The organism is Candidatus Thorarchaeota archaeon, from assembly GCA_021498125.1.
Classification (GTDB): domain Archaea; phylum Asgardarchaeota; class Thorarchaeia; order Thorarchaeales; family Thorarchaeaceae; genus B65-G9.
This window is the reverse complement of record JAIZWL010000001.1, coordinates 1,413,918-1,438,436: the sequence shown is the minus strand read 5'-3', so window position 1 is coordinate 1,438,436 and position 24,519 is coordinate 1,413,918. Positions and strand designations below refer to the sequence as shown.

Genomic DNA, 24,519 nt, shown 5'->3' with positions numbered 1-24,519 from the left:
CTGTGATTATATGTGGCAACTTCTTGCCAAGAGATTTCATGACTCGCCCCAACGATTGCGTGTAGCACAAGCAATCATTCGTCATGGATTTCGAGTGGCGGGAATAGGTGATGTTCGATGTGGGGACATCCGAATCCCTCTCAAGTCCTTGGGAGATGCGTTTCGGATCGATCGAAGGACTGTAAGGGCGACTACTGAAATCATCATCAATGACCCAGAACTGCAACCATTCTTTGCAAACTTGAGACCTGCTGGTCCTTCACTTGAACGAGTAGCACATCTCTTTGGTTTTGGGATTGTTGTGATCTTTGTAAAAGACCCGGAAAACTCGGGAATCCTCTCGGAAGTCACAACCACGATTGCTGGCTATGGAATCTCGATCCGTCAAGTCATTGCGGAGGATGCTGGAGTGTATCCTGAACCCTGCCTGAAGGTCATCACACAGGAGGAATTGTCAGGAGGCATCATCAACGCCTTGACTGGCATCCGTGGAGTAAGCCGAGTCGTGATCCAGAAGTAAAAAGAACGTCACAAGATCTGAGCCATGAGCCACGGAGTAGTACATTAAAGATAATGCCGATGCGCATATGTTGAAAAGCAGAGTGCCTATCAAGCTCGAAGGCGAATGAAGTAATGAGTTTTCCATCAGACTCCGAGCAATATCCAGAACCGGACCAACTAGAATTGGCCACGACAACTGAGTCTGACCATAGTACAGGGATGTATCAGGTATGGATGCTGGCGTTCTCATTGGCACTTCTTCAAGTTGGATTTGGGATCGTGATGCCGATCTTTCCGTACTATATTGTTTCACTCGGAGTTGGTGCAACGGAACTCGGAGTCCTTGCCGCATCATTTGCGATCACTAGAATTATATTTGCGGGACCACTTGGCCGACTCTCGGACAAGACTGGAAGAAAACCCGTGCTTCTCGCCTCGCTGATCGGTTTTGCCATTGCGAATGTCATCTATGCCATGGCTGAAGATATTTTCATCATGATCCTTGCGAGGGCTCTTGAGGGTGGAGTCTCAGCCGGATTCTTTCCTGCGGCAAACGCATTCGTATCGGATGTCACATCTCCAGAAAATCGCGGGACCGCCATGGGATACCTGAGCATGGGGAACATGGTGGGATTCATCATTGGCCCGATGATCGGAGGCGCACTCGCCCAGTTCCTTGGAATACGCCTGCCATTCGTGATTGCGGCCATTGCCACTCTAGCAACATTTGTGGCAGTGATGGCACTATTAGTAGAGCCAGCATACAAGTTTTCAGAAGAGCATGAAAAGCAACCGGAGATTCCTTTGAGAGACGTCTTCTCAAGGCATGTGAAGTCATATACGGCATTGGGTATGGCTATGTTCGCAAATATGTTTGCAATGGGCATCCTTGAGGTGGCATTCCTTCTTGATGCGGTTGTGCGATTTCATGTCTCGCCATTGGAGATCGGTGTCTTCTTTGGTCTCATCGGAGTCTTCACTGTCATTGGCAACGTGGGTTTTGGATATCTCTCGGATCATCATGGGCGAAAGTGGCTCATCGTCAGTGGTGGTCTCATTGGTGCGGTCTCGTTGTACATGTTCATGATCTCAGGGGATATCATGGGATTCATGTTCGCGGGAATTGTATTAGCAGTCGGCATGTCGATGCGTGGCCCGACGATCCAAGCACTCATAGGAGACCTCACTGATGAGAGTGCGTATGGAGTAGTCATGGGCACTTTTGGAGCAGTAAGCAACGGAGCCTACGCCATCAGTCCACTGTTGAGTGGGATCATGTATGATAGTAGTGGGGATAGCATATCCAGCCTCTTGTTGGCGATCGTAGTAACACTGGCGGGGGTGGGTGTTGCAGCAGTGGGTCTACCGGGAGGGATCATCATATCTGATGAGACCGCTGCTGATGAAGAACCGGATGCGCTTAACACTTCACTGTAAGATCTACATCAGACAAACTCGGCTGCCACGTAGGCAACAACATTATCATCCGACCCTGTGACAATCCCTGAATGTGTATACTTGAGCAGATTGAATTGGACCGCCCCAACTTCATTAGCAAATACAAGGGCCGCGGTTATGGGACTTGCACCACAGATACTAAGTCGGTGCCCATTCACGAAATCTAGAAACCCATGAGGGTCGAGATTCTCCAAGTACTCCAATGCCTGATAGTCTTTCATACGGGCCGTACTTGCACTCTCAAAATGCGTGAAGTCGGAACTGGCAATGACAAGGATATCCATGTCCTCTGCAAGACGCGCAAGGGTCTTGCCCAGAGATTCTAGTACGACCCAATCACGAGTCATCAGAGAGATGGGGACAATTGAGATAGCATTTCCAAAGATGTACTGGAGAAAAGGTAACTGAACCTCGATCGAGTGCTCGCCACCATGAGCGACCGTATCAACTATCGCATATTTGTTAGAATTCACGATCATGTTCGCCAGCGCTCTATCATTGCTAAGTACACCGAGTGGCGTCTCCCAATCATCGGTTGAAACCGCAACGGGTGCGCCCAGTCCTGTATGATTCGGCCCCAGGATCACGATCCCCTCGGGTTGTCCGTCTTCAAAGAGCCTGAGATAGCTGTGTGCTGCCGCAGATCCCGAGTAGACATATCCCGCATGTGGACATATCAGCGCCTTGATCTGACGCGCTGAACCGATATCCCCAGTGGGAAGCGCACCAGGCCCCTCGGGCCCTTTGAAACAAGCCTCAAGCCTCTGGAGCAAGAGATCACGTTCGCCTTCATAAAATGAACCTGCAACAACTGGCATTCTAACCATCACTATCGCCCAAAGAATACTATCACGTGGCAAGAGAAAAACATTGTCAAAGAAGAAGATGAGAGAGGATGGAACAGAAAACGACCATCCTCAATAGAACACGATCTCACTCAGAGAGATGTGAACGTACCATCTTGACCAAGTTGTCGAGAGAAACCTGCGTGGTCTCTTTGGTCATCATGTCTCGAAGACTGACCTCACGCTTCTCAATATCACGTGCTCCCACGATAATGACCAGCCGAGCCTGCTTTGCATCTGCTCGTTCAAGCTGTTTCTTGAGAGAACGTCCCATGAGATCAACTTCACATGTGAACCCGGCCTCTATGAGCTCCTTCTGAAAACGCATAGCGTATCTCAACATCGGTTGTTTTATCGGGGCAATGAAGACATCGAGTTTTGGTAGCAGGGTCTCACCCATACCACGTGCGAGTAAAACATCAATCAGTCTACTGATTCCAAGCGAGATCCCGGTCGCAGGAGTCGGCGGGCCACCGAACCTCTCAATGAGATGGTCGTACCTGCCACCACCAAGAATGGAGCCGACATTAGGTTTCCCAAGGTACCGACCCTCAAAGACAGGACCCGTATAGTAGTCAAGGCCTCGCGCAAGGGACATGTCAAATTCTATAAAACCCGCAACATGTGCCTCCTCAAAGATCTCCGCCATCAGGTCGAGCTCATTAACTCCCTCAATTCCAACCTCGGAGCCAACCAATAGCTCACGGAATTCTTCAAGTATGTCTCTGCCAGTACCATTGATCCCAATGGCATCTACAAGAAATTCTATCTGATCGGAACTTATACCTCGCTCATGTAGCTCCTCAGTCACGCCTTCCAGACCGATCTTGTCCAATTTGTCAATTGCACGGAAGCATTCGAAGGCAAGGCTATCTGGCACCTCCGCCTTCTCTGTCATTCCACGCAACACCTTACGACTGTTGATGCGGACGACGTACTCTTTTCCCAATAGTCGCCGCAAAGCCTCAAGAGCGACCATGACCACTTCCGCGTCAGCAGCAGGACTTGGAGATCCTATGATGTCAACATCAGCCTGCATGAACTCACGATACCTGCCGGCTTGAGGCCGGTCATATCGCCACGCCTTTCCAATCGCATATCTCTTGAAAGGAAGTGAGAGGTCAGGGCGCGAGGCCACAATTCGCGCAAGAGGAACCGTGAGATCGAATCGCAGGCCCACCTCACGTTCACCCTTATCAGTGAACTTGAAGGTCTCAGCTTCTACTTCTTCACCACCTTTTGCGGATAGAGTCGCCCAGAGCTCCATGACTGGAGAGTCTAGTGGTTCGTATCCAAACTGTCTGAAGACTTCCGTGGCAGTCTCCACAAGGTAGTCACGAACACGTATTTCCGGACCCATGAGATCCCGCATACCACGTACTGTTCTTAGTTCATTCAAAATTAGAACCTCCATCGGAGTTCTGGGACAGATACTCATGATTGTTCAAAGAATTATTGAGGGAGATGAACAAATCCACCAACCATTATCTGTCACCAATTGACCCTGCAAGGAATCACACTTTAAATCTTGCGTTACAAAAGAATGTGCTAGAGAAAATATAGACGTGCTCGATGAACCGGACAAAAACACTTGTAGCACGTTTCTGTTTCGTATACAGATGTGGGGAAACAGAATGCTAAAAGAAAATAATTGAATGGCGTGAGATTTTTCCTCGGTGGCCGAGTCCCCGCCATTCAATAGAATCGATGTCGATCACATCTCAAGAGGAGGAACTGATTTTTAGAGTCCAGCAACAAATTTCTTTCCGAACTCGATGCAGTCTGCGATTGCCTCCTCATTTGGATTCCATAATGCGCCAAGGCCCTCACTGACAATTTCAAAGCCTGCCTCTTCAAGTAGTTTGGTGATCATCTTAGGGCTCTCAGCGGACCAGCCATAGGAACCAAAGGCGGCTGCTTTCTTCCCCTTGAAGCCAAGACCACGGATCTCTTCAAGAATACCTGAGGTCGAAGAGAGAATACCCCGATTGATAGTAGGTGATCCCACAAGAATCGCTTTAGACTTGAACACTTCAGTAATGATATCATTCTTGTCGCCACGAGCTATATTGTAGAGCTTCACGACCACATCTTTGTCAGCCATGCCAATTCCTTTGGCAATGGCCTCAGCCATCTTCCGAGTGCTATTCCACATTGTATCATACAGGATCGTGATCTGGTTCTCTTGGTAGTCCTTTGCCCATTCAAGATATTTGTGCACGATCTGAAGGGGATCATCACGCCAGAGTACGCCGTGACTTGGACAGATCATGTCCACTGGCAATCCGAGACCCAAGACTTCTTCGATCTTTCGGACCACTGACCTGCTGAACGGTGTCAAGATATTAGCATAATATTTGATGCATTCCTGATACAACTCATTCTGATCCACCAAATCGTTGTACAAGAGTTCTGATGCAAAGTGCTGTCCGAAGGCATCATTGGGAAAGAGAATGTTATCACCAGTGAGGTAGGAGAACATACTGTCCGGCCAATGGAGCATAGGAGCACTCACAAAGACCAATTCACGTGAGCCGAGATCGAGCTTGTCGCCTGTCTTGACCGTATGAAAATCCCAGTCCTTATGATAATAGCCCTTGAGCGACTTGACAGCGTTCGGTGTACAATAGATGGGGGTGTCAGGAATGGCCTCCATCAACAATGGGAGAGCACCACTATGATCAGGTTCGCCATGATTTGCAACAATGAAGTCAATATCTTTCAGAGGGATCGTCTTTGCTAGATTCGCAACAAATTCCTCAGCAAAGGGGGACCATACTGTATCAATCAGGACATTATGTTCGTCCTTGATGAGATACGCATTATATGTCGAACCTCTATGCGCAGAGTATTCTTCACCATGGAACTTACGCAGTTCCCAATCGATCTTTCCGACCCAAAATACATTATTCTTTATTTCAAATGCCATTTACTAAGCCTCTGATTTTATTTTTAATAGACCAACGATAAATAAGCGTACGCTAATAGATTAAGGTTTCTCAACAGTCGCGGCCTCTATGAGAACACCAAATGTTCACTCAGGAGACCATCAATGAGGCAGGGGCGTGAAATACGCTCTATACTAATGAAATGACGTTTGCTGCAATTAGCAAGAGATACACGACCACACCAACTGCCATGATAAGTGAATCTTTTGCAACACGGCGAGCAAGGGTCCCCTCGTGATCGGCAGTATAGACGTAGATGATCTTGTTTAGCACAGAGATAGTTGTTGTGATGATCACTGCAAAGACTGCGGTCTGAAGAGAGATGATATGATGTGAGTAGGCAGGCACTGCGATGGCAACGACTGCACCAGCAGATGTAAACCCTCCAAAGAGCGCAGCCACAAGGATACCTACATCACTAAATGCATTCTGTAATGCGATTGAGATGAACGACACTACAGTGAAGACAGCAGCAAATCTGAAAGCGGCCCCAAATTCAAATGGGGACACAAGTCGAATGTCAATATCATGTGTGACGTCATCACGGACCTCATTACGTTCACTGAACATCCTAGTCACACCCACAAGAACTAGAATCCCCAAGGGAATGAGATAATAGCGCATCACTGCAAGGGAATGATCAAACAAGATAATGATAACAGTATTTCGTAGAACCATTGCGAGATTGGCAAAGATCGCACCCAGAGAAACCCGACCAGTGAATTGACGCTCGGTCTTCACATGAAAATCGGTAAGACTTGCCACTGTCGCCTCGCTATTAGCGAACCCACCAAAGAACCCAAAGAAGTATGGACCCTTGTGTTTGTATTTCTTAATGAGAAGATAGTTCGCAAAACTGATGGACAAGAGGAGTACGATCAGCCAGTACGTCTGAAAGATAGGAAAGTTGACTGTACCGATCTGAATAAACTGTGGCATAAGTGGCCAGAGGAAGAGTATTAGAACTGCCAGTTCGACTGCACTGATCATCTCTTCGCGGGTAATCACTGCAACAACTGCACTCAATTCTTCCTTGAACCCAAGGACCAGAAACACAAGAAATGAAACGGTCATAGCGAGTACTGCAAGTGGACCAATGAGATGCGGTGGAGTCGGTGGTTCATCAAGCCCGACGAGAGTACCCAAGACGAAAGAGATCGCAAAGACGATAGCAGTGGTCATACCCTTACGCATTGTGCGAAAGATCTTGTAGACGATTTGTGCTGTGACAAAGACCAGTGAGATTGCTATTGCATAGATCAGTACGACTGCGTTGCCGGTGACCGTATAGGTGTAAGCAGCAAGAGTACCCAATAGACTGTGCAGACCAAAGGAGCGCACACCAATGGCGTCACCCTCGGACATACGTTTCTGTCTCTCGAGACCTATCAATGCACCTACAGCAAAACCCAGAACGCTTCGGATTATAAGATCAGGAGAGAGAAACAACTCTTGCATAATCAGTCACCAACTATGGAGACTGAAGTTGCTACGAAGTGGCATTTAGAGATTGTGTTGACGGAACAAATAGGAAAAAATAGGAGAATGAGGTCTGGAACTTAGTCCAGCCTCGTATTTTTCAACAACACAGCAAGAGGAATGTCTGTATATTCGCCAGTCGGTTTTGAGCGGCGCACAGTCATTGGAAGAACACCTGCACGCAACTCGGCCTCGGCAAGTGCAAATAGGCCAGGAGGTGCAGAGGCCATATCGATCAGAGTGGGTGCACCCATAGCGATCTGTAAGGCACGGGCTCCAATGATCCTTGCCTTTTCAAATCGGGTGAGCCATTTAGGACCAATAGTGATGCCCATCTCTTCCTTCTCGCGTTCAAAGCCAGTGGTCAGAGAGGTGACTTCCTCTTCGGCCGCGAGCTCGTCCATAGGTTCCAACTCATGCCTCTCAGGCTCCGGCTCTACTGCGCCTTTCCGTTTTGACTTGGACTTGTGGGTGAGATCTATAGCCCCGGAGGCCACTGCCTCAAGGAGAGAAACAGCCTCTGCGACCAGTATCTCGGCCTTGGACACACTGAGGCCTGTAACTGCACTCGCAATCTCTTCAGCAGGAGCTGATGCGAATTTCTCAATTGTGTCATAGCCTGCGGCCACCAGTTTTTCTGCGGTCCGGGGCCCAACACCAGGGATATTGGTCAACATGGCGGCCTTCTCTTCAAGTGCCATCTCTTCTTCCGTTGTGGTCTCATTTTCTTCGGGGCTGTTCGACATTCCTATACCCTCGTATTCTGTTGTTTGAATTGTTTAATCTTCGTCACCAAGGTCACGGTCGGGCTGGCCGCCACCGGGCATTGGCGGAGCCTTTGAGCTAATAACATCATCGATTTTTAGAATCATCTGTGATGCTTCAGCCGCAGAGGCTATGACCTGCCGTTTGACGACTGTGGGCTCGACAACACGGGCCCTCTTCATGTCAGACACCTTACCCTTGGTAATATCAATACCGTAACTGGCATTTCCTTCACTGTGGGCAGACCTAAGTGAAACGATGATGTCAATGGGATCGAGTCCGGCATTCTCGGCAAGCGTCGCAGGGAGTGCCTCAAGAGCATCGGCAAATGCATTTACAGCATATTGCTCACGGCCCTCAAGCGAGGATGCATACTCACGAAGCTTCACTGCAATGTGTGCCTCGGCAGCACCTCCACCATAGAGGATCTGAGGATGCTCAACTACATCTTTCACTACATAGATCGCATCATTGATTGCACGATCAACCTCATCAACAACATGATCTGTACCACCACGAACGAGTAGCGTGACAACAGAGCTCTTGGGGGTTCCCTCAATAAAGAGCATCTTATCATCAGCCACACGCTTCTGCTGGACAGACTTTGCCTTTCCAAGACTCTCGGCTGTCAAATTCTGGATCTTGCTCACGATGGTCGCACCTGTGGCCTTGTGGATGCGCTCGATATCGGATTTCTTTATCCTGCGCACTGCCAAAATACCATTCTTAGCCAGATAATGCTGGGCTACATCATCAATGCCTTTCTGGCAGATGACAACATTTGCTCCAGACTCGACAATCTTGTCCACCATCTCTTTGATCATGCTCTGCTCTTCATCAAGGAAGCGCTGCATGGCAAGAGGATCGGTAATTGAGATCTTAGCATCAAACTCGGTCTTGATGATTTCAAGTGGACATTCTAGAAGTGCTATTTTGGCCGCCTCGACCTTCTTCGGCATTCCTGCATGGACAACCTCTTTGTCAAGCACAATGCCATGAATAAGCTCGGTCTCAGAAGTATTCATGCCAACCTGTTTCTGGCGTGGAATGTTAGAGAGATTGATCTCTTCGCCTTCCTTTCGCTCCTTGTTGACTGCAAGAATAGCAGCCACAACAACATCAGCAAGAGCGTCTTTTGATGTGGAAACGAATTTGCTCGACATTGCTGTCTTGGCAACATCCTTGAGGGTCTTCTTGAATGCAGCAGAAGAACTCGGGTCTACTGGTTCAGATATCTCCTCAAGATATTCCATTGCCTTATCGACTGCCTTTCGGTAACCGCTGATGATCGTGGTTGGGTGGATCTTCTGGTCAAGCAAGGTCTCGGCCTGCTTTAGCAGCTCTCCAGTGAGAACTGCGGCAGTAGTAGTCCCATCGCCAACCTCGCTATCGACGGTCTTCGATACATCGATGACCATCTTTGCTGCGGGATGTGCGACATCCATTTCTTTCAAGATGGTTGCGCCATCATTGCTCACGGTAACATCACCAAAAGAATCGACAAGCATCTTGTCCATTCCCTTTGGTCCAAGCGCTGATCTGACAGCCTCTGCAATGACAACAGCAGCCATGATGTTATTTCGCTGTGCATCACGACCACGTGTCCGTTCGGTGTCTTCTCTCAGCACAATAATTGGAGTTTGACTCATTGATACTTCCTCCGCGTAGTAGATCTTTTCAGACTAAGTCCGACAAAACTGTACATGGACTTCGCACCATCTTCCGCATTTAAAGGTTGAGTTTGGACTCTGACCTCCGAAACGCCTGTTGGCATGTTTAAAAGCTTTGTCGAATGAACGTTTACTTGTTCGAGGGCCAACGCCTCACAATATTCTCACCGCTATTTGCACCAAGCGCTTGCGAGATGTGTGGGCATTTTCCTTTTAACACATAATATGCTGCGACCCCAAGTTGTTCTTGAATTTCGGGAAGGGTCTCAACATTAGCCTGACCCTTGGAGATCATGAGATCAGCCTCGCTTACCAAGGAGAGAAATTCGTGGCTGACAAGACTAAGAGGTACACCATGTGCTTTCGCACCAGTGTCAGCAATCTGTGCCAGTTCTTCAAGTTCTGTACCATGAATATCCTCACGAGTCACATCATTAGCCATGGCCCCACCTTTGACGACATATGTGACATGCCAACCCTCATCACGAAGAAGATGGATCAGGGGGATATCAAAGAAAGACTCTCCCGCATTGTCAGCGATAATGACTGCATGACCCTTGTGCGCTTTGATCTCCTGCCACATCAGGGCTGAATCATCAGGGGAGAAGCCAGCATTGAGGATCCCATAGTAGTCCTGGAGAAGAGTGTCAAGATTGGGCGTGTGTGCTGCAGTAGTGTAGTCAATGAGATTTCCTGTGATAGCAGCACTTAGAGCTGCACGAAGACGAGAGAGCCCCTCATACTGGGACACAATGCGATCCACTTCAGGAATCAAATCACGAGCTGCCTCGATACCAGAACGTTTGATCTCAGCATAGGGGTCGGTCACACCAGCCATTTCATAGAGCTGTGTATAGATGGCCACAGAGAGGGGATGTGGACGAGTTCGTTTTTCAAACCCATCAGAAAGTATAGACATTGCATGAGCAAAGTATCGTATTTGCTCATGAGGGTCATCGGTCAGCAGTGGTACGAGTTGGATAAGGCTATGGATAATACAGGCTGAACATCTAGGAATCAGGGGGACTTCGATCTTATCACCAAGCATGTGCATCGACCTCATCAGACACTTTGAGCGTCTTGACCATTAAATACGCATCTTCACCATCTCGATAGTATCCTCTCAGTACTCGTTTGACTGTGAACCCAAGTCGCTCATACACTGAGATTGCATTAGTATTGGTCTTGCGAACTTCAAGAAAGACCTCTGAAGCACCATATTCGATCATGCCCTCAAGACCGCGAGTCACTAGAGCAGTGCCAATTCCCTGATGTCGATATTCAGGACGTACCGCTATAGAAACAACATGCCCTTTCTTTACAGGAAGTCTTCCAAAGCTGGAAACCCCTCGCTCAATGCGACACATGATGTATCCCACGATGTTTCCATCAATCTCCGCCACCAGGAATGTTCGTGGTGCGTGCTGATAGAGACCCATAAAGAATGAGTCGGGATAGTTCTCTGGTAGGCAGGTCTGATTGATACTCATGACTGCCTTCAGGTCATCTTGATCAAAGTGCCGAATGCTCCAGTCGCTCAATTAGCATCACATTCTGGATATTAGCTTGGACTCGTCAGAACTCCACCTCTTTTTAGCGTTTGTTGTGGTCAGATTACTCGTGAAAAGGCTCTACCGAGGCCGTTTAGTCAACCATCGAGTATAACGGATCAAATAGTCAAAACCGTCATTCGTTCATACAAATGGCTATCCTGAAAAAAAAAAACTACGAGTAAACATTCAAAAGACTATTCGTAATGTAAGTGCCAAGAACAGGGTTGCGGACAGTTGATTTGAAATGGGGACAGAGGAACAACACGATAACACATACGAATATTCAGGTTCGCCAGCACCTTTTGTGACGTTTCTAATATTATTTATTCTCACTATAGCAATACCAATATTGAAATTACCGATCACGTTTTTGCCAGAGCCAGTGGTATGGATTCTAGCATTGGTATTCCTACTCATGATCCCACTGACCATTGCGATCAACAAGCAATGGGAAGAGGCTATCATCTTACGGTTCGGCAGATACAAGAGATTGGTCGGTGCGGGAATATTCTTCAAATGGCCATTCGTTGAAAAATTTTTGAGAATTGATAGACGAATCCAGACTATTGATGTGTCCCGTCAGGAGGTCATGACGAAAGACAACATCAGTCTTGTCGCAGATGCGGTCGTCTTTATGAAGGTCGTCAAAACAGCAGATGCATTGATGAATATTCAGGACATCAAGACAAGTGTGATCTCCTATGCTCAGACGACCATGCGGGATGTTATCGGTAATGTCGAGCTTGATGATCTACTTGCAAAAAGAGACGAGATTGCAAATGCCATTGAGGAGATAGTCGATAAGGAGACCGCCGAGTGGGGCATCGATATTATCAGTGTCAATCTGCAAAATATCGAGATTCCTGAGGACATGAAGAGAGTGATTGCCAGACAAGCGGAGGCTGAACGTGAGCGGCGTGCAGTCATTATCAAGAGCGAGGGAGAACTGAGGGCTGCTGAGAACTTGGAGGCGGCTGTCAAGAAGATGAGCACAAAGGCACTCTATCTAAGAACACTCTCGAGCCTCGAAGACATCAGCTTTGATCAAAGCAACACGATCGTCTTTGCAATTCCAATGGACATGACACGTGGAGAGATCATTGGCCTTACTGGACTTGCTGGAGGAACAACCAAGAAGAAGCAAATAGCGGCTCCACCTGAGAAAAGACCAGAGGAGTCAAAAAACGAGGATGAAGAACGTTCTACCAATACGACAGAGTGAGTAGCAGAAAAATATAATAAATTGCACCTGAATTGGCTGCAAAATGATCTCATCTACTGAGTGTGGACGGACGACAAGAGGTCAGACTCACAAATTCTTTCTGCCTCGAAAGAACTCTGTAAGAGACCGTGCCATCACGACTTTGGCAGTCTGAATCCATCGGTCAGCCATCTCCTCAAGATACGAGAGATCGTCATCGGAGGAGTAAATGTCACTCCATGGCCCATTTTCTATTTTCAGGATGATCTCTTTCGGAGTCATCATTGCGAGGTCCATCAGACTCTGTACATTGGCCCCGTAATAGAGCAGGTTGGCCCTATAGATCAGGTCCTCCGCCTCCGACTCGTCAATATCAAGATACTGCGAGAGCTCTTCGGGGCTTATGTCTGCCAGATGACGGAGATGCCGGATCCCAACTGAGAAGAAATCTTCGTCAGTGACCGACTCGTCCTCAACAACTATCGAGGGAGGCATTGGAACTTCGGCTGCTGCACCATCGCTTGGCAGGCTCAGTGAGCTTGTATCTGCTTCATAGATCGATGATGCACGGATTGAGAATCGTGCCATATCACCCGGTTGATCTAAACTACGCTCTGCAAGCATCTGCCGTAGAGAATCGAGGTCCACCGAGGTGGGCTCCCTCTGCATTCGATCAAAGAAGAGATTGCCAACAGCTATAACTATGATGTATAGCACGACCATGAGGAGAACCAGACTGATGATCTTGTTCATAGGCCAGATTACGACTGCACAGGCACTCAAAAACACAGCAATAAGATCTTGTACAAGTGAATGCTGCAATCGTTCATGGGTTTTGGCATTTGTTGACATCAAGGGGCCCCTCAAAAGAGTACTGTATCGTTAGCCTAAAGAACCTTGAGTTGACGGAATCAACATATTGTGATATTGCCAACGGCAAATTCAGTAAAAAAAGGTGGTTGTAAATCTGACAGCGATCATTATTGGCGGCTCACCCGGCACGGGAAAGACTGAGGTTGCAAAAATAGTAGGAGCACTCCTCTCAGTTGAAGTGATTTCCATGGGGGACCTCGCAAGAGAGAAGGGATGCATCAGTGAGATGGACTTCAAGAGAAACACAGGAGTCATCGACGAAGATTGTCTTGTGTCGGCGCTCATTGACATCTTAGACAAAAAGAGAGGCCGCATGATCATCGAGGGCCATTACATAGATCTCGTTCCAAATGGAGAAGTCGAATGGGTCTTTGTACTGCGAACGCACCCTGAGACCCTGAGAACCCGTCTTGAGAAGCGAGACTATACCAAGTCAAAGATCGCTGAGAACGTAGAGGCCGAGGTCATCGGCGTATGTCAGATGGATGCAATAGATGCCTTCGGAGAGGATGCGGTCATAGAGATCGATACCACATCGCTCAGTCCGAAGGACACGGCTTCAAAGATCCTTGGATTTATCAATGGCAAAGAAGAGCGACTGCATATTGATTGGATGGAGATGTTAGAGGAAGAAGGGCGACTAGATGAGTTTCTTGAGCCATGAGTCATTCCCGCTCTCGCATCACAATTGCCAATAGACATAGAACAGCCGCAAGGATCATTGTGAAGGGTGCGCCTGTTGCTGACACGCCGACATTTGGATCCGCAGCCAATGCAAAAGACACCAGATAATACACCGTCATCCCAGACATTGCCATCATCATTGCAGGGATGATTGACACAAATGAACCACGGGGATCCTCATACGCCCAGAATGCGCACATAAACAGAAACACGCCAGAAATGATTGGAAAGACAAAGAAGACCGAGCCATGCTCCAGATAGGCCTGTAAGAATGTGTCAAAACCGATTCCGGCAGGATGGATCATCACGACCAAGAATTCAGACCAGATCGAGAGAATACCAGCACCTACCAGTATGATGGCGGGCCACCTATAATTGAGAACACCCATCTTTCGCTCCTGTAAACGCTTGAGTGCAGCCTTTCCTTTTTGCCTGCGCTCCTCTTCAACCCGGCGCGCTATTTCCCGCTCACGCTTGGTAAGGCCATCGTCTTCAACAGATTCTCTTTCGGAGGTCGCCGCATCTATGAGTTCGTCAGCCATCTCTTTAGAGTCATCATGTGGCTCTGGTGATTCTTCGTTCATCGCGATTCGGTTTGCACATGGAGGCCTGCACTATATAAACATCAACTTCAACGAGACCTTGACATCCGGGGAGAGGTTTCTACTCTACGGACTATCGGATCATCCAACACACTCAACATACTCTGACGGAGAGAGCCGCCGATCAAGTTAGGAATCAGGGTCTGAGTATCACGACCCGCAGCATCTAGCAAAGAGTCTCTTGCTGTAGTATGAAGTTCATCCGAATCAAGAAGATAGAGTTCGTATACAAGAGCATCTGTCAACATCTCAACAGAAGCGATGGCAGCAGAATCATACTTGTTACTAGTATGAACATCATGCAGAATCTCAAAGAGAACAGGGTACACATCAGGGACAGAGAGAGGAGGCACGGGAATCTCCTCAAGGATGCCAGTGTTAAGACAGGTGGTCAACTGCGAGTAGTTCGTAAAGTACCGCAGACAGAGATACCTGACAAAACGGGAATTCAAGATCACAGCAGCCGCTCGTGGGTCTAAGTGTGGATCATCAATCGTGATACGAACTAGCCCCCCACCATGAAGGACTCCGATAGGCTTCAGTGTGCACCGAGGATAGGGTAAATTCTTGGTTGCGACAAGAAACGACTCGTGAAAAGATGCGCGCATCAAACGATCTTGTTCAAACCAATCATCGGAATATCTCATAAACGAATCAACGAACGTATATCGACTCACACAGCGTCCAACTGCTGCATAAGGAATTGAAAAGCGAACGGATGGGGAGAAAGCATAGTGCTCGCGGGGAATATCTCTCCCTCGTGATGCGTGAAAGACTCCTTTGGTTCCCCGTTCCAGAACAAGATCGAGAATGTCATCGTGATACAGGACCACAATCGTGTCGTCCTTTGACGCTCTGCGTGGTATGGCATGAGCCGGTCGTAGATCGGGACGCCGAGAGAGAACACGAATATACGACGACTGGGAATCGCTCACGCTCAAAAAGAGCGTCACGGTCTCAAGGGTCACTCCGTCAAAGGGGCTCCCCTCATCAACAAATTCCTGAGGGAAGAACTGGCTCGTAATGAAAGAACGAGTCTTGGCGAACTGTCGCACCCGGAGAATACTATTCGGTACAAGAAGACCAAGCTGCCCTTTGCTATTCAACAACATCCTTGAACGAACAAGGAAGAGCGAGGCACTATTCCAGGTTCCTGTACGTTCACCACTCACAGACCATGGATAGGTCAGTATAATGTAGGCACGTTCATCATACGACGTGATATTTCCGTAGGGCGGATTACCAATGATAATATCAAATCCCGGATCCTCTCGGTCATATATTTCTGGGAATTCTTTGATCCAATCAAATCGCTTAGGGATGGATGGGACATCCAATGCGTCATGTGAATAGTGCGTACGTCCAACTAGACTGTTACCTACTCGGATATGCAAATGAGTCGGGAGGTCATTCGTGAGAAAAGAGGCGGTATCCAGTGACCAGAGCTTTAGCCGTAATGTGGCACATTCAACAGCAGAGGGGAGTATATCGACTCCGTATAGGTTGTGCCTCACTATCTCGGATCGAATGTGACCATCAGGTCGCCGATCCCCAAGCAGCTTTCTCAATCTCAGCAACACTTGAGCAGCAGCCATAAGAAAAGCCCCACCTCCAACCGCAGGGTCGAGAATACGAATTCGCTCCACTCTGGCGAGGAGAGCCTTTCGCCTGATCTCGTCAAGTTCCAACAAATCATCCGGCTCGTAGATGTCAATCCCCGTCGTCGCAGCAAGCCAGTACGCAATTGCCTGACTTGCAATATAGTAGGCTATGCCCATAGGCGTATAATATGAGCCAATGCGACGATTGATCCCCGATGTTGAGATGAGATACTCATGTAAGAATTCAAGAAACTGCAGGGTTAGAGAACGGGACTGATCGGTATCATCCATCCCAATTGCATAATTTTTGATAAAATTGGCGAGATAAGATCCAGCAAAGGGCGGCAGTGTGTGGGGGATATCCGCATGATCTCCGAAGAGAGTCTCAAGAATCTGCGAGAGAGAGACCCCGGCTACAGTTGAGTCCACAAGGCCCATGCCATCACCCGTGATAATCCGAGGAATTGCCAAGTCAGGACCTACAGAAGATAATAGTAGACGTTCTCCAAAGTCGCGTATCGTTTCTGCACCTTTGACCGTCACCATACCCATCTGTATAAGAAATATAATAGTAAAAAATCTGAAGAGAAGTCCATGCATGACACCGGATCGCTCTCGTTCAAGCGGTCTAAGACTGTCAAGTATAGATGGAAGCCGATCAGTGAAGTCAGGAAGTCCGATCATATCACTGAAGAGCCGTTCTAGACCAGTATGGTCGAATTCACCCGGCTCGTGCTCATCAAATAGAGCTTCGCCACGGTGTTTGCAAATGTAACAGGTCCTGTCAATGAGGCGGAACACCTCAAGATGATCACCCCAGAACCAGATGTAATCGACAAGCATCGAGTCGGTCACAACTGCAACTATTTCCTGAGGCGTGAGCGTCGGAGGCATGTTAAAGTAGAGCAGTCGATTTGCACGGTCATAGTGGAATTCTACTTCGGTGCCCCTGATAGCAAGAGATCCCTTATGTTCTTGAACCATCAGACCGTGCGCCTTTAGGAATTCCAAATCATACTCCATTCGTGCCACTCAACAGAAGTGAAATAATGCAACGTTAATGCCTTTCGGATTCGATAAGACATCCACTAACCAGAATGAATATGAAAATAAAAAGAAAGGGAAGGCGTGTAGCCTACCCGATTTTCGTACCACAGTTCGGACAGAACTTGACACCTGGTGACAACTTCGTACCACAGTTCGGACAGAACTTGGCACCTGCGGGTGCAGCACCACCGCCGCCACCGCCTTGTTGTCCACCACCCATCATGCCGCCCATAGCACCCATGAAGCCCATTCCTGCACCGAATCCGGCACCGGGACTGTGACCAAGTGATTCTGCGGCATCTTTCATTGTTTCCATTCCAGCGACCTGCTGCCCTGAAACTCCACCAGTTCGCAGCCAGAAGAGGCGCTCACGATATTTCTCGGTGGTGTCAATACCTTCGAACTTCAGATCAACAAGCTCTAGACCAATGCGCTCAAAATTCATCCGCACCTTGGTCTTGACCTTCAATGAGGTCTCATCAAGTTGTGTGAAGACTGCTTGTAGGTCATAGTGCGCGAACTCGTCGATAATTCGCTCGTTCATGAAGGAACGAAGGAAATCATTGATCTTCTTTGTCGTGAATGCTCTCTGATTACCCACGACCTCTGTCACGAAGATCTTGGGTTCCTTAACACGGAACCAAAAGTTACCATGAAACATCAGTGGCGCAAGATCACTTGTCTGACCTCTACCTCCAAACTTGCCTTGGAACTGGCCTCGCGATACAAAGATACAGGTGGCCTCAAAGACATCGCCTTTAATCTTCTTTTGTAGCCAGCCAACAAGGCCGGGCATGCTACTGGTAGTCAGTTTATGACGGCCAGCAAGAAAGGTATCGAGTGCCTTTCCATCTCTGTAAAATATCGCAACCTGGTTCTCCATGACGATAAGCTGTGACCCCCATCGGATCCGATTGTCAGGATAGCGCCAGACAATCTCCTCTGGGCCAGCATTTGTCCACTCTATAGCATCAGCCATGAATCTACACTCTCTTAATAATCGAGTCTGCCCATTCTATCGCCTATTGTGTTTTAAACATTCACATGATATAGCTCTGACGTATTTCGCATTTTGCTGATAGAGCCCAAGTTATTAAGACCGACCACAAGGAGTATGTGATTCATAATGGCCACTTTTTCAAGCGAACCAGAAGGTTTCGACATTCCCGGAATGAAGGCAGAACGCCCATTTAATCCGATGTCCACCTACATCTACATTGCCATCGCAATGATCATCTCCTATGCGATCTTCTACATGTTCGGTTACGAGATGCTCATCATCGTTATGCTCTTCTTCACCATTGATGCTCTTCGAATGGCTCATTTCATCCTCGCCCATTCCACTAGATCTCTCGCACGCAAAGCCAGCTATTACAATGTAGTTCTCGCAATTGGCGCATTCATTTTATTAGCAATCAATGGAATCTCATTCGTACACATAGGAAGCTATCTTATTCTTCCCTCCATTGAAAAACTAACCCTTGCCTGCCCCTTACTCATCCTCACAGCAGATTTCGGTCTACTCAATGTTAGGGGTATGTTCATGAACGAACCGGAAAAAAAAGAAAAAACAGGGCCGCCATAGTCAGCACGTAAAAGTCAAGGAAATCGGGGATGGTTATGGGAGGGTTGTTTTTGTCTTGAGTGCAAATGTGATCGCTGAGGCAAAGCCCTGACGTATAATATATAGTATTCAATGTTAATAAGTAATATTGTGATGTCTGTGGATGTGACCTCATCCATTCTCTGTGGATACTGCAGTTCAAAATAATAAAAATAACATACTAGTTAGCAAGTAATGTGCTACACAAACCTATCGTACAGGTGCAATTACGGATCGAAAACGGAGATAACAGTCCGCCACCTAGGAAACAGAATTTTGAAAATGGCGACAAAGGAGATCCGGAAATAAATCTATAAATAGGTCGCAAAAAAAGAGAGAAGACGAGAGGAGGACGTACCTCCTCTAACATCTTATGTATACTATACGGACTTCTTAGGTCGGATAACGAATACAACAACTAGGATAACAATAACACCAGCTACACCAGCCACTACCACAAGAATCATGGTCATGTCCGGTGGAGGTACCTGGATCGTTGTTGGTGTAGTCGTCGTTGTGGTCGTTGTCGTCGTTGTGGTCGTTGTCGTCGTTGTGGTCGTTGTCGTCGTTGTGGTCGTTGTCGTCGTTGTACTTTCAGCTACGACTGTGACGAAAACTGTGTCATATCCAACATTATCAGACTCATCACTGAAAGCAATTGTAAAGTTATACACACCGATAGCTAAGCCATCAATAGAGTAGTGTACCGACGTATTCTCCCATAGGTAACTCCCTACAACAGTTCCATTTCGATACACATAGCATGCATGCGGATAGAGTTCTTCGATAGTCCAATTGATGAAATGACCAGTGGTACCAAATGTGTATGAAAAGTCATCCGGCCCAGTAACAATTGGGGGAGTCGTGTCCTGAACAGTAACCTGAACATAATCCACAGTAGTATGATCGGATCGATCCCAGACGGTCAGTTGGAAATCGTATGAACCAAGATCCAGCCCATCCACATTTACTGAGATGACTTCTGAACTGCTGTTCCACGAACCTTCTCTGATAACATCACTCCCACGCATTATCTGGTATCGGCTGGGATTGCCATCTGACGGATGCCAAGTGATGACATGACCCGTTGTGCCAGCCTCATAAGTGACATCTGCGGGATGGTCAAGCGTTGGCCCTTCATTATCAGTCACTGTGACCATAACAGTATCCTTGGCACTATTACCAGAGGTGTCATAGATCACAAGGGTGAAGTTCTGTTGTCGGTTCTCCATGAACCCGTCAACAATGTGACTTATGTCCGAACCGTCCCACGCAAGTGACTTTATCACGGTGCCATTATGATACAGTACATAATGATCAGGTAAAAGATCCGAACATTGCCACGTAAGTATGTTATCGGTTGACCCCACCTCATAAGTGATATCTGCTGGTTGTGAGATACTTGGAGGGGTCGTGTCGCTGACTGTAAAGATCACAACATCAGTATCATTATGGCCGTTTTGATCAGTCACGTAGAGCGTATAGTTGTATGCCCCTAGCCCAAGACCATCTACATTGATGTCAACATAAGAACGTGAGTCATGTTCTGATGTTTTGTTATAATGGCCACTTTGAATAGGAGTTCCGTTGAGGTAGATAGTGTAGGTATTATTGAAGTATTCATTGATAGTCCAATTGATATTATGTCCTGTAGTACCATACTCGTAATTGTCACCACCTGAATGATACGCCAGTGGATCTGTGGTATCTTCACAGATGAGCCAAGTGGTGAAAGTCGCAGTGTTCCCATAGGTATCATTGACCCACACGGTGAAGTTGAGAGATTCAACATTCCAAGTGTTATGACCAACGCTAATATTATTCGGATTATCCCAAGTTCCCGATACATAAAACGAATTGTTTTTATATATAATATACGTGTCAGGATGAAGATCGGTAGCATTCCAGTTGATAAAGTAAATTTGTGGCGTTTCTATATGGATAGTACCAACTCCCACTATTTGAGGATTGGTGATATCACGAACATGCACAAACACAGTATCAGTTGCATTGTTACCAGCTGCATCTTGAGCCACAGCTGTGTAGTTATGATCTCCAGCAGGAAGCCCATCTACCGACACCGTACCCGAGTCTGAACACCAATACTCGGTCTCATTCTCGACCCCATCAACATAGAGGATCAATCTGTAGGGATGCGCGTCTGAAAAAGTCCACGTGATGTTATAACCTGTGTCCCCTTCATCGTAGGTCACATCCGCAGGTGAGCTGAGCGTTGGAGGAGTCGTGTCTGTAAAAGTCGAAGGATGGTTATCAATAGAACCAGCTGCACCGGGAATCGGCATTGTTCCAGATCCCGTGTAGTTACTCCATGCATTTCCAATCAATACCCCGTCATCCCACGAATTGGAAGAGCCGTTATCAAAAGCGTTTCGACCATTCCAGCCGATTTCGTTGTTAACGATAGTATTACTACTAGATGAATCATTAAGTATGATTCCCGTATCAAACGCCTTGAATATCGTGTTGTCTACAACAGTGGAGCTTGATGTTCGGCGTAACCAAATCCCATTCTGTGCGACCAGATAGATCTTATTGTTCGTAATAGTTACTTGACTATTATAAATATACATACCGTTTTCATTAATACAGTGAATTGTGTTATTATCAATGACTATCGATAGAGATGAAGTAGAAAACCTAATGGCATTGCCGTTTATCTCGTGGATAATATTATTTTGAATAGTCACATAATAACATTGATCGAATTTAATCACATCCGAACTTAGACTGTACATAGTGTTGTTAAAGATGGTCACACGATAACATGATTCTAGGTATACCGCTCCTTCAACAGTAAATCGAGAACCATGCGACATTACGTTATCGCTAATTGTAATATTATAACTCAATGAGGAGGTAGGGACTATCCGTATAAAATCAAGGTCCACATCCTTAAACTCACTATCGCTAATAGTGAAATTGACAACTGTGGCGGTATTGACACCATACCAAGATTCAGTGAACTCAGAATCAAGAACTTCTGTAAAGTTCACATTCGATGCATAGAGATCATAGTAATGGTCAATGAACGTACAATTTTCTATTGTACCATGTGTAACATTTTTCATATACAGCCCATATGCATTCGGAGAGCTTTTACCGTACCCATCAATCAGCGAGTTCCGAATGATGAAATACGAAGTTGAATTCTCGATATGAATCGCTTTCGCATATGTTGCCATTGTTATACTAACATCATCAAGTACATACGGATCAGCTTCGGTCCCAGAACCGCTGAACCCAGCAGCTGTGAAATTATCATTTACAATATTAATTGGGCCATGTGACGTATACGCCAAGACGGACCTATCTGAGTGTACCAGATTTGAAGGGGCAATCGTTCCATTTTTCGTGGAAGAAGAACCACCGAACAAAAGTAGTACGCATAAAGTAACACTTACCATGAGTATTGCGTGCTTTCGAATCATTAGAAAATGACCTCCAAGTATTAGGCGAGCGTCAGTATGAACACCTATATCTTTTTGCGAAACATAATCGCCGATTTGGTTAAAAAAAAGCGATAAATATCAATAATTGATTTCAGAACTGCTATTCGAAATGGTTGATTGTGTGAAGCTCGGTAGTAAATCATTCAATCATTAGAGCAAGATATACAAAATAATTAACTTTCGGAAATCACCCGTTTTGCCAATCTGCACGGGAGAATAGTACTAAATAAATTTCTAAGCCTCGCAAATATGACACACGACTTACACGTTCAAACATCAAAGGTGGTAAGGTCAGTACCCATGAGTGTCTTGGCGTCAGTCCGACGTTGCACGATAGAGAGGACCTGCTCAGCCGATTCAACAACCTCAGGCGGCACATGTGTTAATATAACCACCTTGGGTGCGATCCGCTCGACCACATCAGCTAATTGTAAGGGGCTTGTGTGTACACCGGATGGATGATCGCCGTCAAGCCAGTTACACTCATGAATCAACAAGTCGGTACCGCACGCAAGATCTATCACCTCGGGGCAAGGAGCCGTATCGGAGGTATAGACTACAGAGGACCCATCATGTTCGATGCGAAACGCTCGTGACTCCATTGACCCATGCAATGTTGGACATGTGATCACCGTCACGGGGCCTATATGTACCACATGATTCTCTTCAAGGATCGTGACTTCCATTTTGAGTTTATGACGCAAGTAAGGAAAGGCGACATCAAAGAGACCGCGTAACCAATCACGGATCATAGGAGGGCCATAGAGATGAAGTGTCTTATCGAACCCTGATAACCAAATAGACTGATAGAAGGTCAAAAAATCCGAACAGTGGTCAATATGAAAATGAGAGAGAAAGATGTGTTCGATGGATGTCAGTGGTAGATCTAATTGGGTCAGCCTTTGAAGAATCCCAGATCCGATATCGAAGAGAAGAGGAAGACCTGCTGCCTCAACGAGCACACCCGACTGTACACGGTCAGGGTCAGGATAAGATGTGCCTGTTCCTAAGAGCGTTACACGCATTGTGATCGAACAGCGGATGACATAGAGCAGATAATAGCCTTACTATTAGTCATCCCGTGGGGGCGGAGCAACAAGATTTGTCAGGATATTGAGCATGGCACGAACTTCTCTGATGAGATTCTCAGTCTTAGAACTCGCATCGGTCAGCATTAACCAGAGATCTCGACCATTCACCGCGCGCAGGGTTCGCAAAAGTGAGACAGGTTCAACATCAATCAGACCAATGTTCACATCATGGATAAGCTGAACGATCGAACACATCAGCCGATCATGGAGATAGAGGAGATGGGTGCGTGTCCTGAAACTCGGTTCGCCCAAGAGCAACACATCATACATGGAATTGAGGTACTGGAGAGCCCGTAGATATGATGGAACAATCTCGTGCGCAAAATCTGTAGAGAGAACGTTACGTGACATCAAAGAGACCACCAATTTGTTCAATAGCGGCATATTTAAACTGCTATAATATTCAGCCACTCACGGCGTCCCAATGAGTTGAATTTTGAGACGCGGAGGCGTAATTATGCCAACCTCACAAGAGCACCTTGAAGAAGCAAGGACTCTCCACGGTAGAGGGGAGTTCAAGAAAGGGATGAAAGAGGCCCTGAAGGCACGGAAGAAGTTTTTGAAAGAGGATCAGCAAGGACAGGCCACCGAGGCATTGCGAGTCATGGCGGATTGTACCCTCAATCAGCATGATTTCCAAGAGGCAAAACGGCTTTACAAAGAGCTTCTTGAAGAGGCCCATACAGTTCACGCAACCTATTATGAGGCCGCTGCAAATTGGGGGCTCGGCGAGATTGCAAATCACCAGATGAATTACAGAAAGGCTGCAATCTATTTTGAACTTGGCCTCCACCATGCAAGATCCGTATCAGACAAGTGGTTCGTGGCATGGAATGCATTTGGCCTTGGAAAAGCACTACGCGGCCAAGGAAAGGCCAGTGAGGCAATCCCATATCTGCAAGAGGGAAAGAAACTATTTCTCGAGTTAGGTCATGCGGCCTATGCCTCATGGGTCGAGAAGATGCTTGACGAGATGGGAGGAGACGAGATCGCAACAGCAGAGAGAGAGGTCCGAATCTGGCTCTGCCCGCTCTGTGGTAGCAAGTTCAATCAGAATGAGGCTCAAGCAATTCTCACAGGAAAGATGGCCACCTGCCAGTATTGCGGTACAACTGTGGGATAGATCAT

21 protein-coding genes are annotated in these 24,519 nt (G+C 47.0%); 6 read left to right on the top strand and 15 right to left on the bottom strand.

The window, feature by feature from the left end; translation table 11 throughout:
* Window positions 1-10 precede the first annotated feature (10 nt).
* The gene (locus K9W43_06795) at window positions 11-520 is read left to right on the top strand and encodes an amino acid-binding protein (GenBank protein ID MCF2136939.1); all 510 of its coding nucleotides are present in this window, start codon (window positions 11-13) and stop codon (window positions 518-520) included.
* A gap of 113 nt (window positions 521-633) precedes the next feature.
* Entirely contained in the window at window positions 634-1,938 is a 1,305-nt protein-coding gene (locus K9W43_06790) for an MFS transporter (protein ID MCF2136938.1), read from the top strand.
* A gap of 8 nt (window positions 1,939-1,946) precedes the next feature.
* Here K9W43_06790 and amrB read toward each other — a convergent pair whose 3' ends face one another.
* The 8 genes from amrB to rimI form a co-directional block, all read right to left on the bottom strand.
* The gene (gene amrB, locus K9W43_06785) at window positions 1,947-2,777 is read right to left on the bottom strand and encodes an AmmeMemoRadiSam system protein B (protein MCF2136937.1); all 831 of its coding nucleotides are present in this window, start codon (window positions 2,775-2,777) and stop codon (window positions 1,947-1,949) included.
* Window positions 2,778-2,892: 115 nt separating this feature from the next.
* Window positions 2,893-4,203 carry a histidine--tRNA ligase gene (gene hisS / locus K9W43_06780; protein ID MCF2136936.1) on the bottom strand — a complete coding sequence of 437 codons (1,311 nt, stop codon included), beginning with the start codon at window positions 4,201-4,203 and terminating at the stop codon, window positions 2,893-2,895.
* Between the two features lie 342 nt (window positions 4,204-4,545).
* Window positions 4,546-5,733 carry an anaerobic nitric oxide reductase flavorubredoxin gene (locus tag K9W43_06775; protein ID MCF2136935.1) on the bottom strand — a complete coding sequence of 396 codons (1,188 nt, stop codon included), beginning with the start codon at window positions 5,731-5,733 and terminating at the stop codon, window positions 4,546-4,548.
* Between the two features lie 148 nt (window positions 5,734-5,881).
* Window positions 5,882-7,210, bottom strand: a complete 1,329-nt coding sequence (locus K9W43_06770; GenBank protein MCF2136934.1) for a DUF4010 domain-containing protein — start codon at window positions 7,208-7,210, stop codon at window positions 5,882-5,884.
* 101 nt (window positions 7,211-7,311) lie between these two features.
* Window positions 7,312-7,977, bottom strand: a complete 666-nt coding sequence (locus K9W43_06765; GenBank protein ID MCF2136933.1) for a DNA-directed RNA polymerase subunit K — start codon at window positions 7,975-7,977, stop codon at window positions 7,312-7,314.
* A gap of 33 nt (window positions 7,978-8,010) precedes the next feature.
* The gene (locus K9W43_06760; protein ID MCF2136932.1) at window positions 8,011-9,645 is read right to left on the bottom strand and encodes a TCP-1/cpn60 chaperonin family protein; all 1,635 of its coding nucleotides are present in this window, start codon (window positions 9,643-9,645) and stop codon (window positions 8,011-8,013) included.
* Between the two features lie 151 nt (window positions 9,646-9,796).
* The gene (locus K9W43_06755) at window positions 9,797-10,714 is read right to left on the bottom strand and encodes an ARMT1-like domain-containing protein (GenBank protein MCF2136931.1); all 918 of its coding nucleotides are present in this window, start codon (window positions 10,712-10,714) and stop codon (window positions 9,797-9,799) included.
* Entirely contained in the window at window positions 10,704-11,207 is a 504-nt protein-coding gene (gene rimI / locus K9W43_06750; GenBank protein ID MCF2136930.1) for a ribosomal protein S18-alanine N-acetyltransferase, read from the bottom strand. The genes K9W43_06755 and rimI overlap by 11 nt, the downstream gene beginning before the upstream one ends.
* A 256-nt stretch (window positions 11,208-11,463) precedes the next feature.
* On the opposite strand from rimI, the gene K9W43_06745 reads away from it, so the two are divergent.
* Window positions 11,464-12,441, top strand: coding sequence for an SPFH domain-containing protein (locus tag K9W43_06745; GenBank protein MCF2136929.1), 978 nt, complete (start codon window positions 11,464-11,466; stop codon window positions 12,439-12,441).
* Window positions 12,442-12,528: 87 nt separating this feature from the next.
* On the opposite strand, the gene K9W43_06740 is transcribed toward K9W43_06745, so the two are convergent.
* Complete coding sequence (locus tag K9W43_06740) at window positions 12,529-13,272, bottom strand: hypothetical protein (protein MCF2136928.1); 744 nt, start codon at window positions 13,270-13,272, stop codon at window positions 12,529-12,531.
* A gap of 103 nt (window positions 13,273-13,375) precedes the next feature.
* Here K9W43_06740 and K9W43_06735 point away from each other — a divergent pair, with 103 nt between their 5' ends.
* Window positions 13,376-13,957: an adenylate kinase family protein gene (locus K9W43_06735; GenBank protein ID MCF2136927.1), complete on the top strand. Its 582-nt coding sequence runs from the start codon at window positions 13,376-13,378 to the stop codon at window positions 13,955-13,957.
* A 1-nt stretch (window position 13,958) separates the two neighbouring features.
* Here the strand turns inward: K9W43_06735 and K9W43_06730 are convergent, their stop codons facing one another.
* The 3 genes from K9W43_06730 to K9W43_06720 all read right to left on the bottom strand — a co-directional run bounded on the left by K9W43_06730 (window position 13,959) and on the right by K9W43_06720 (window position 18,206).
* A complete protein-coding gene (locus tag K9W43_06730; GenBank protein MCF2136926.1) occupies window positions 13,959-14,561 on the bottom strand; it encodes a hypothetical protein in 603 nt (200 codons plus the stop codon).
* Window positions 14,562-14,608: 47 nt separating this feature from the next.
* Complete coding sequence (locus tag K9W43_06725; GenBank protein ID MCF2136925.1) at window positions 14,609-17,203, bottom strand: N-6 DNA methylase; 2,595 nt, start codon at window positions 17,201-17,203, stop codon at window positions 14,609-14,611.
* A 112-nt stretch (window positions 17,204-17,315) separates the two neighbouring features.
* Entirely contained in the window at window positions 17,316-18,206 is an 891-nt protein-coding gene (locus K9W43_06720; GenBank protein MCF2136924.1) for an SPFH domain-containing protein, read from the bottom strand.
* A 147-nt stretch (window positions 18,207-18,353) separates the two neighbouring features.
* Here K9W43_06720 and K9W43_06715 point away from each other — a divergent pair, with 147 nt between their 5' ends.
* Window positions 18,354-18,812, top strand: coding sequence for a hypothetical protein (locus K9W43_06715; GenBank protein MCF2136923.1), 459 nt, complete (start codon window positions 18,354-18,356; stop codon window positions 18,810-18,812).
* A 398-nt stretch (window positions 18,813-19,210) separates the two neighbouring features.
* On the opposite strand, the gene K9W43_06710 is transcribed toward K9W43_06715, so the two are convergent.
* The 3 genes from K9W43_06710 to K9W43_06700 all read right to left on the bottom strand — a co-directional run bounded on the left by K9W43_06710 (window position 19,211) and on the right by K9W43_06700 (window position 23,742).
* The gene (locus tag K9W43_06710) at window positions 19,211-22,279 is read right to left on the bottom strand and encodes a right-handed parallel beta-helix repeat-containing protein (GenBank protein MCF2136922.1); all 3,069 of its coding nucleotides are present in this window, start codon (window positions 22,277-22,279) and stop codon (window positions 19,211-19,213) included.
* A 290-nt stretch (window positions 22,280-22,569) separates the two neighbouring features.
* The gene (locus K9W43_06705) at window positions 22,570-23,325 is read right to left on the bottom strand and encodes an MBL fold metallo-hydrolase (GenBank protein ID MCF2136921.1); all 756 of its coding nucleotides are present in this window, start codon (window positions 23,323-23,325) and stop codon (window positions 22,570-22,572) included.
* Window positions 23,326-23,370: 45 nt separating this feature from the next.
* Complete coding sequence (locus K9W43_06700) at window positions 23,371-23,742, bottom strand: hypothetical protein (GenBank protein MCF2136920.1); 372 nt, start codon at window positions 23,740-23,742, stop codon at window positions 23,371-23,373.
* A gap of 106 nt (window positions 23,743-23,848) precedes the next feature.
* On the opposite strand from K9W43_06700, the gene K9W43_06695 reads away from it, so the two are divergent.
* Window positions 23,849-24,514, top strand: coding sequence for a hypothetical protein (locus K9W43_06695; protein MCF2136919.1), 666 nt, complete (start codon window positions 23,849-23,851; stop codon window positions 24,512-24,514).
* Window positions 24,515-24,519 lie beyond the last annotated feature (5 nt).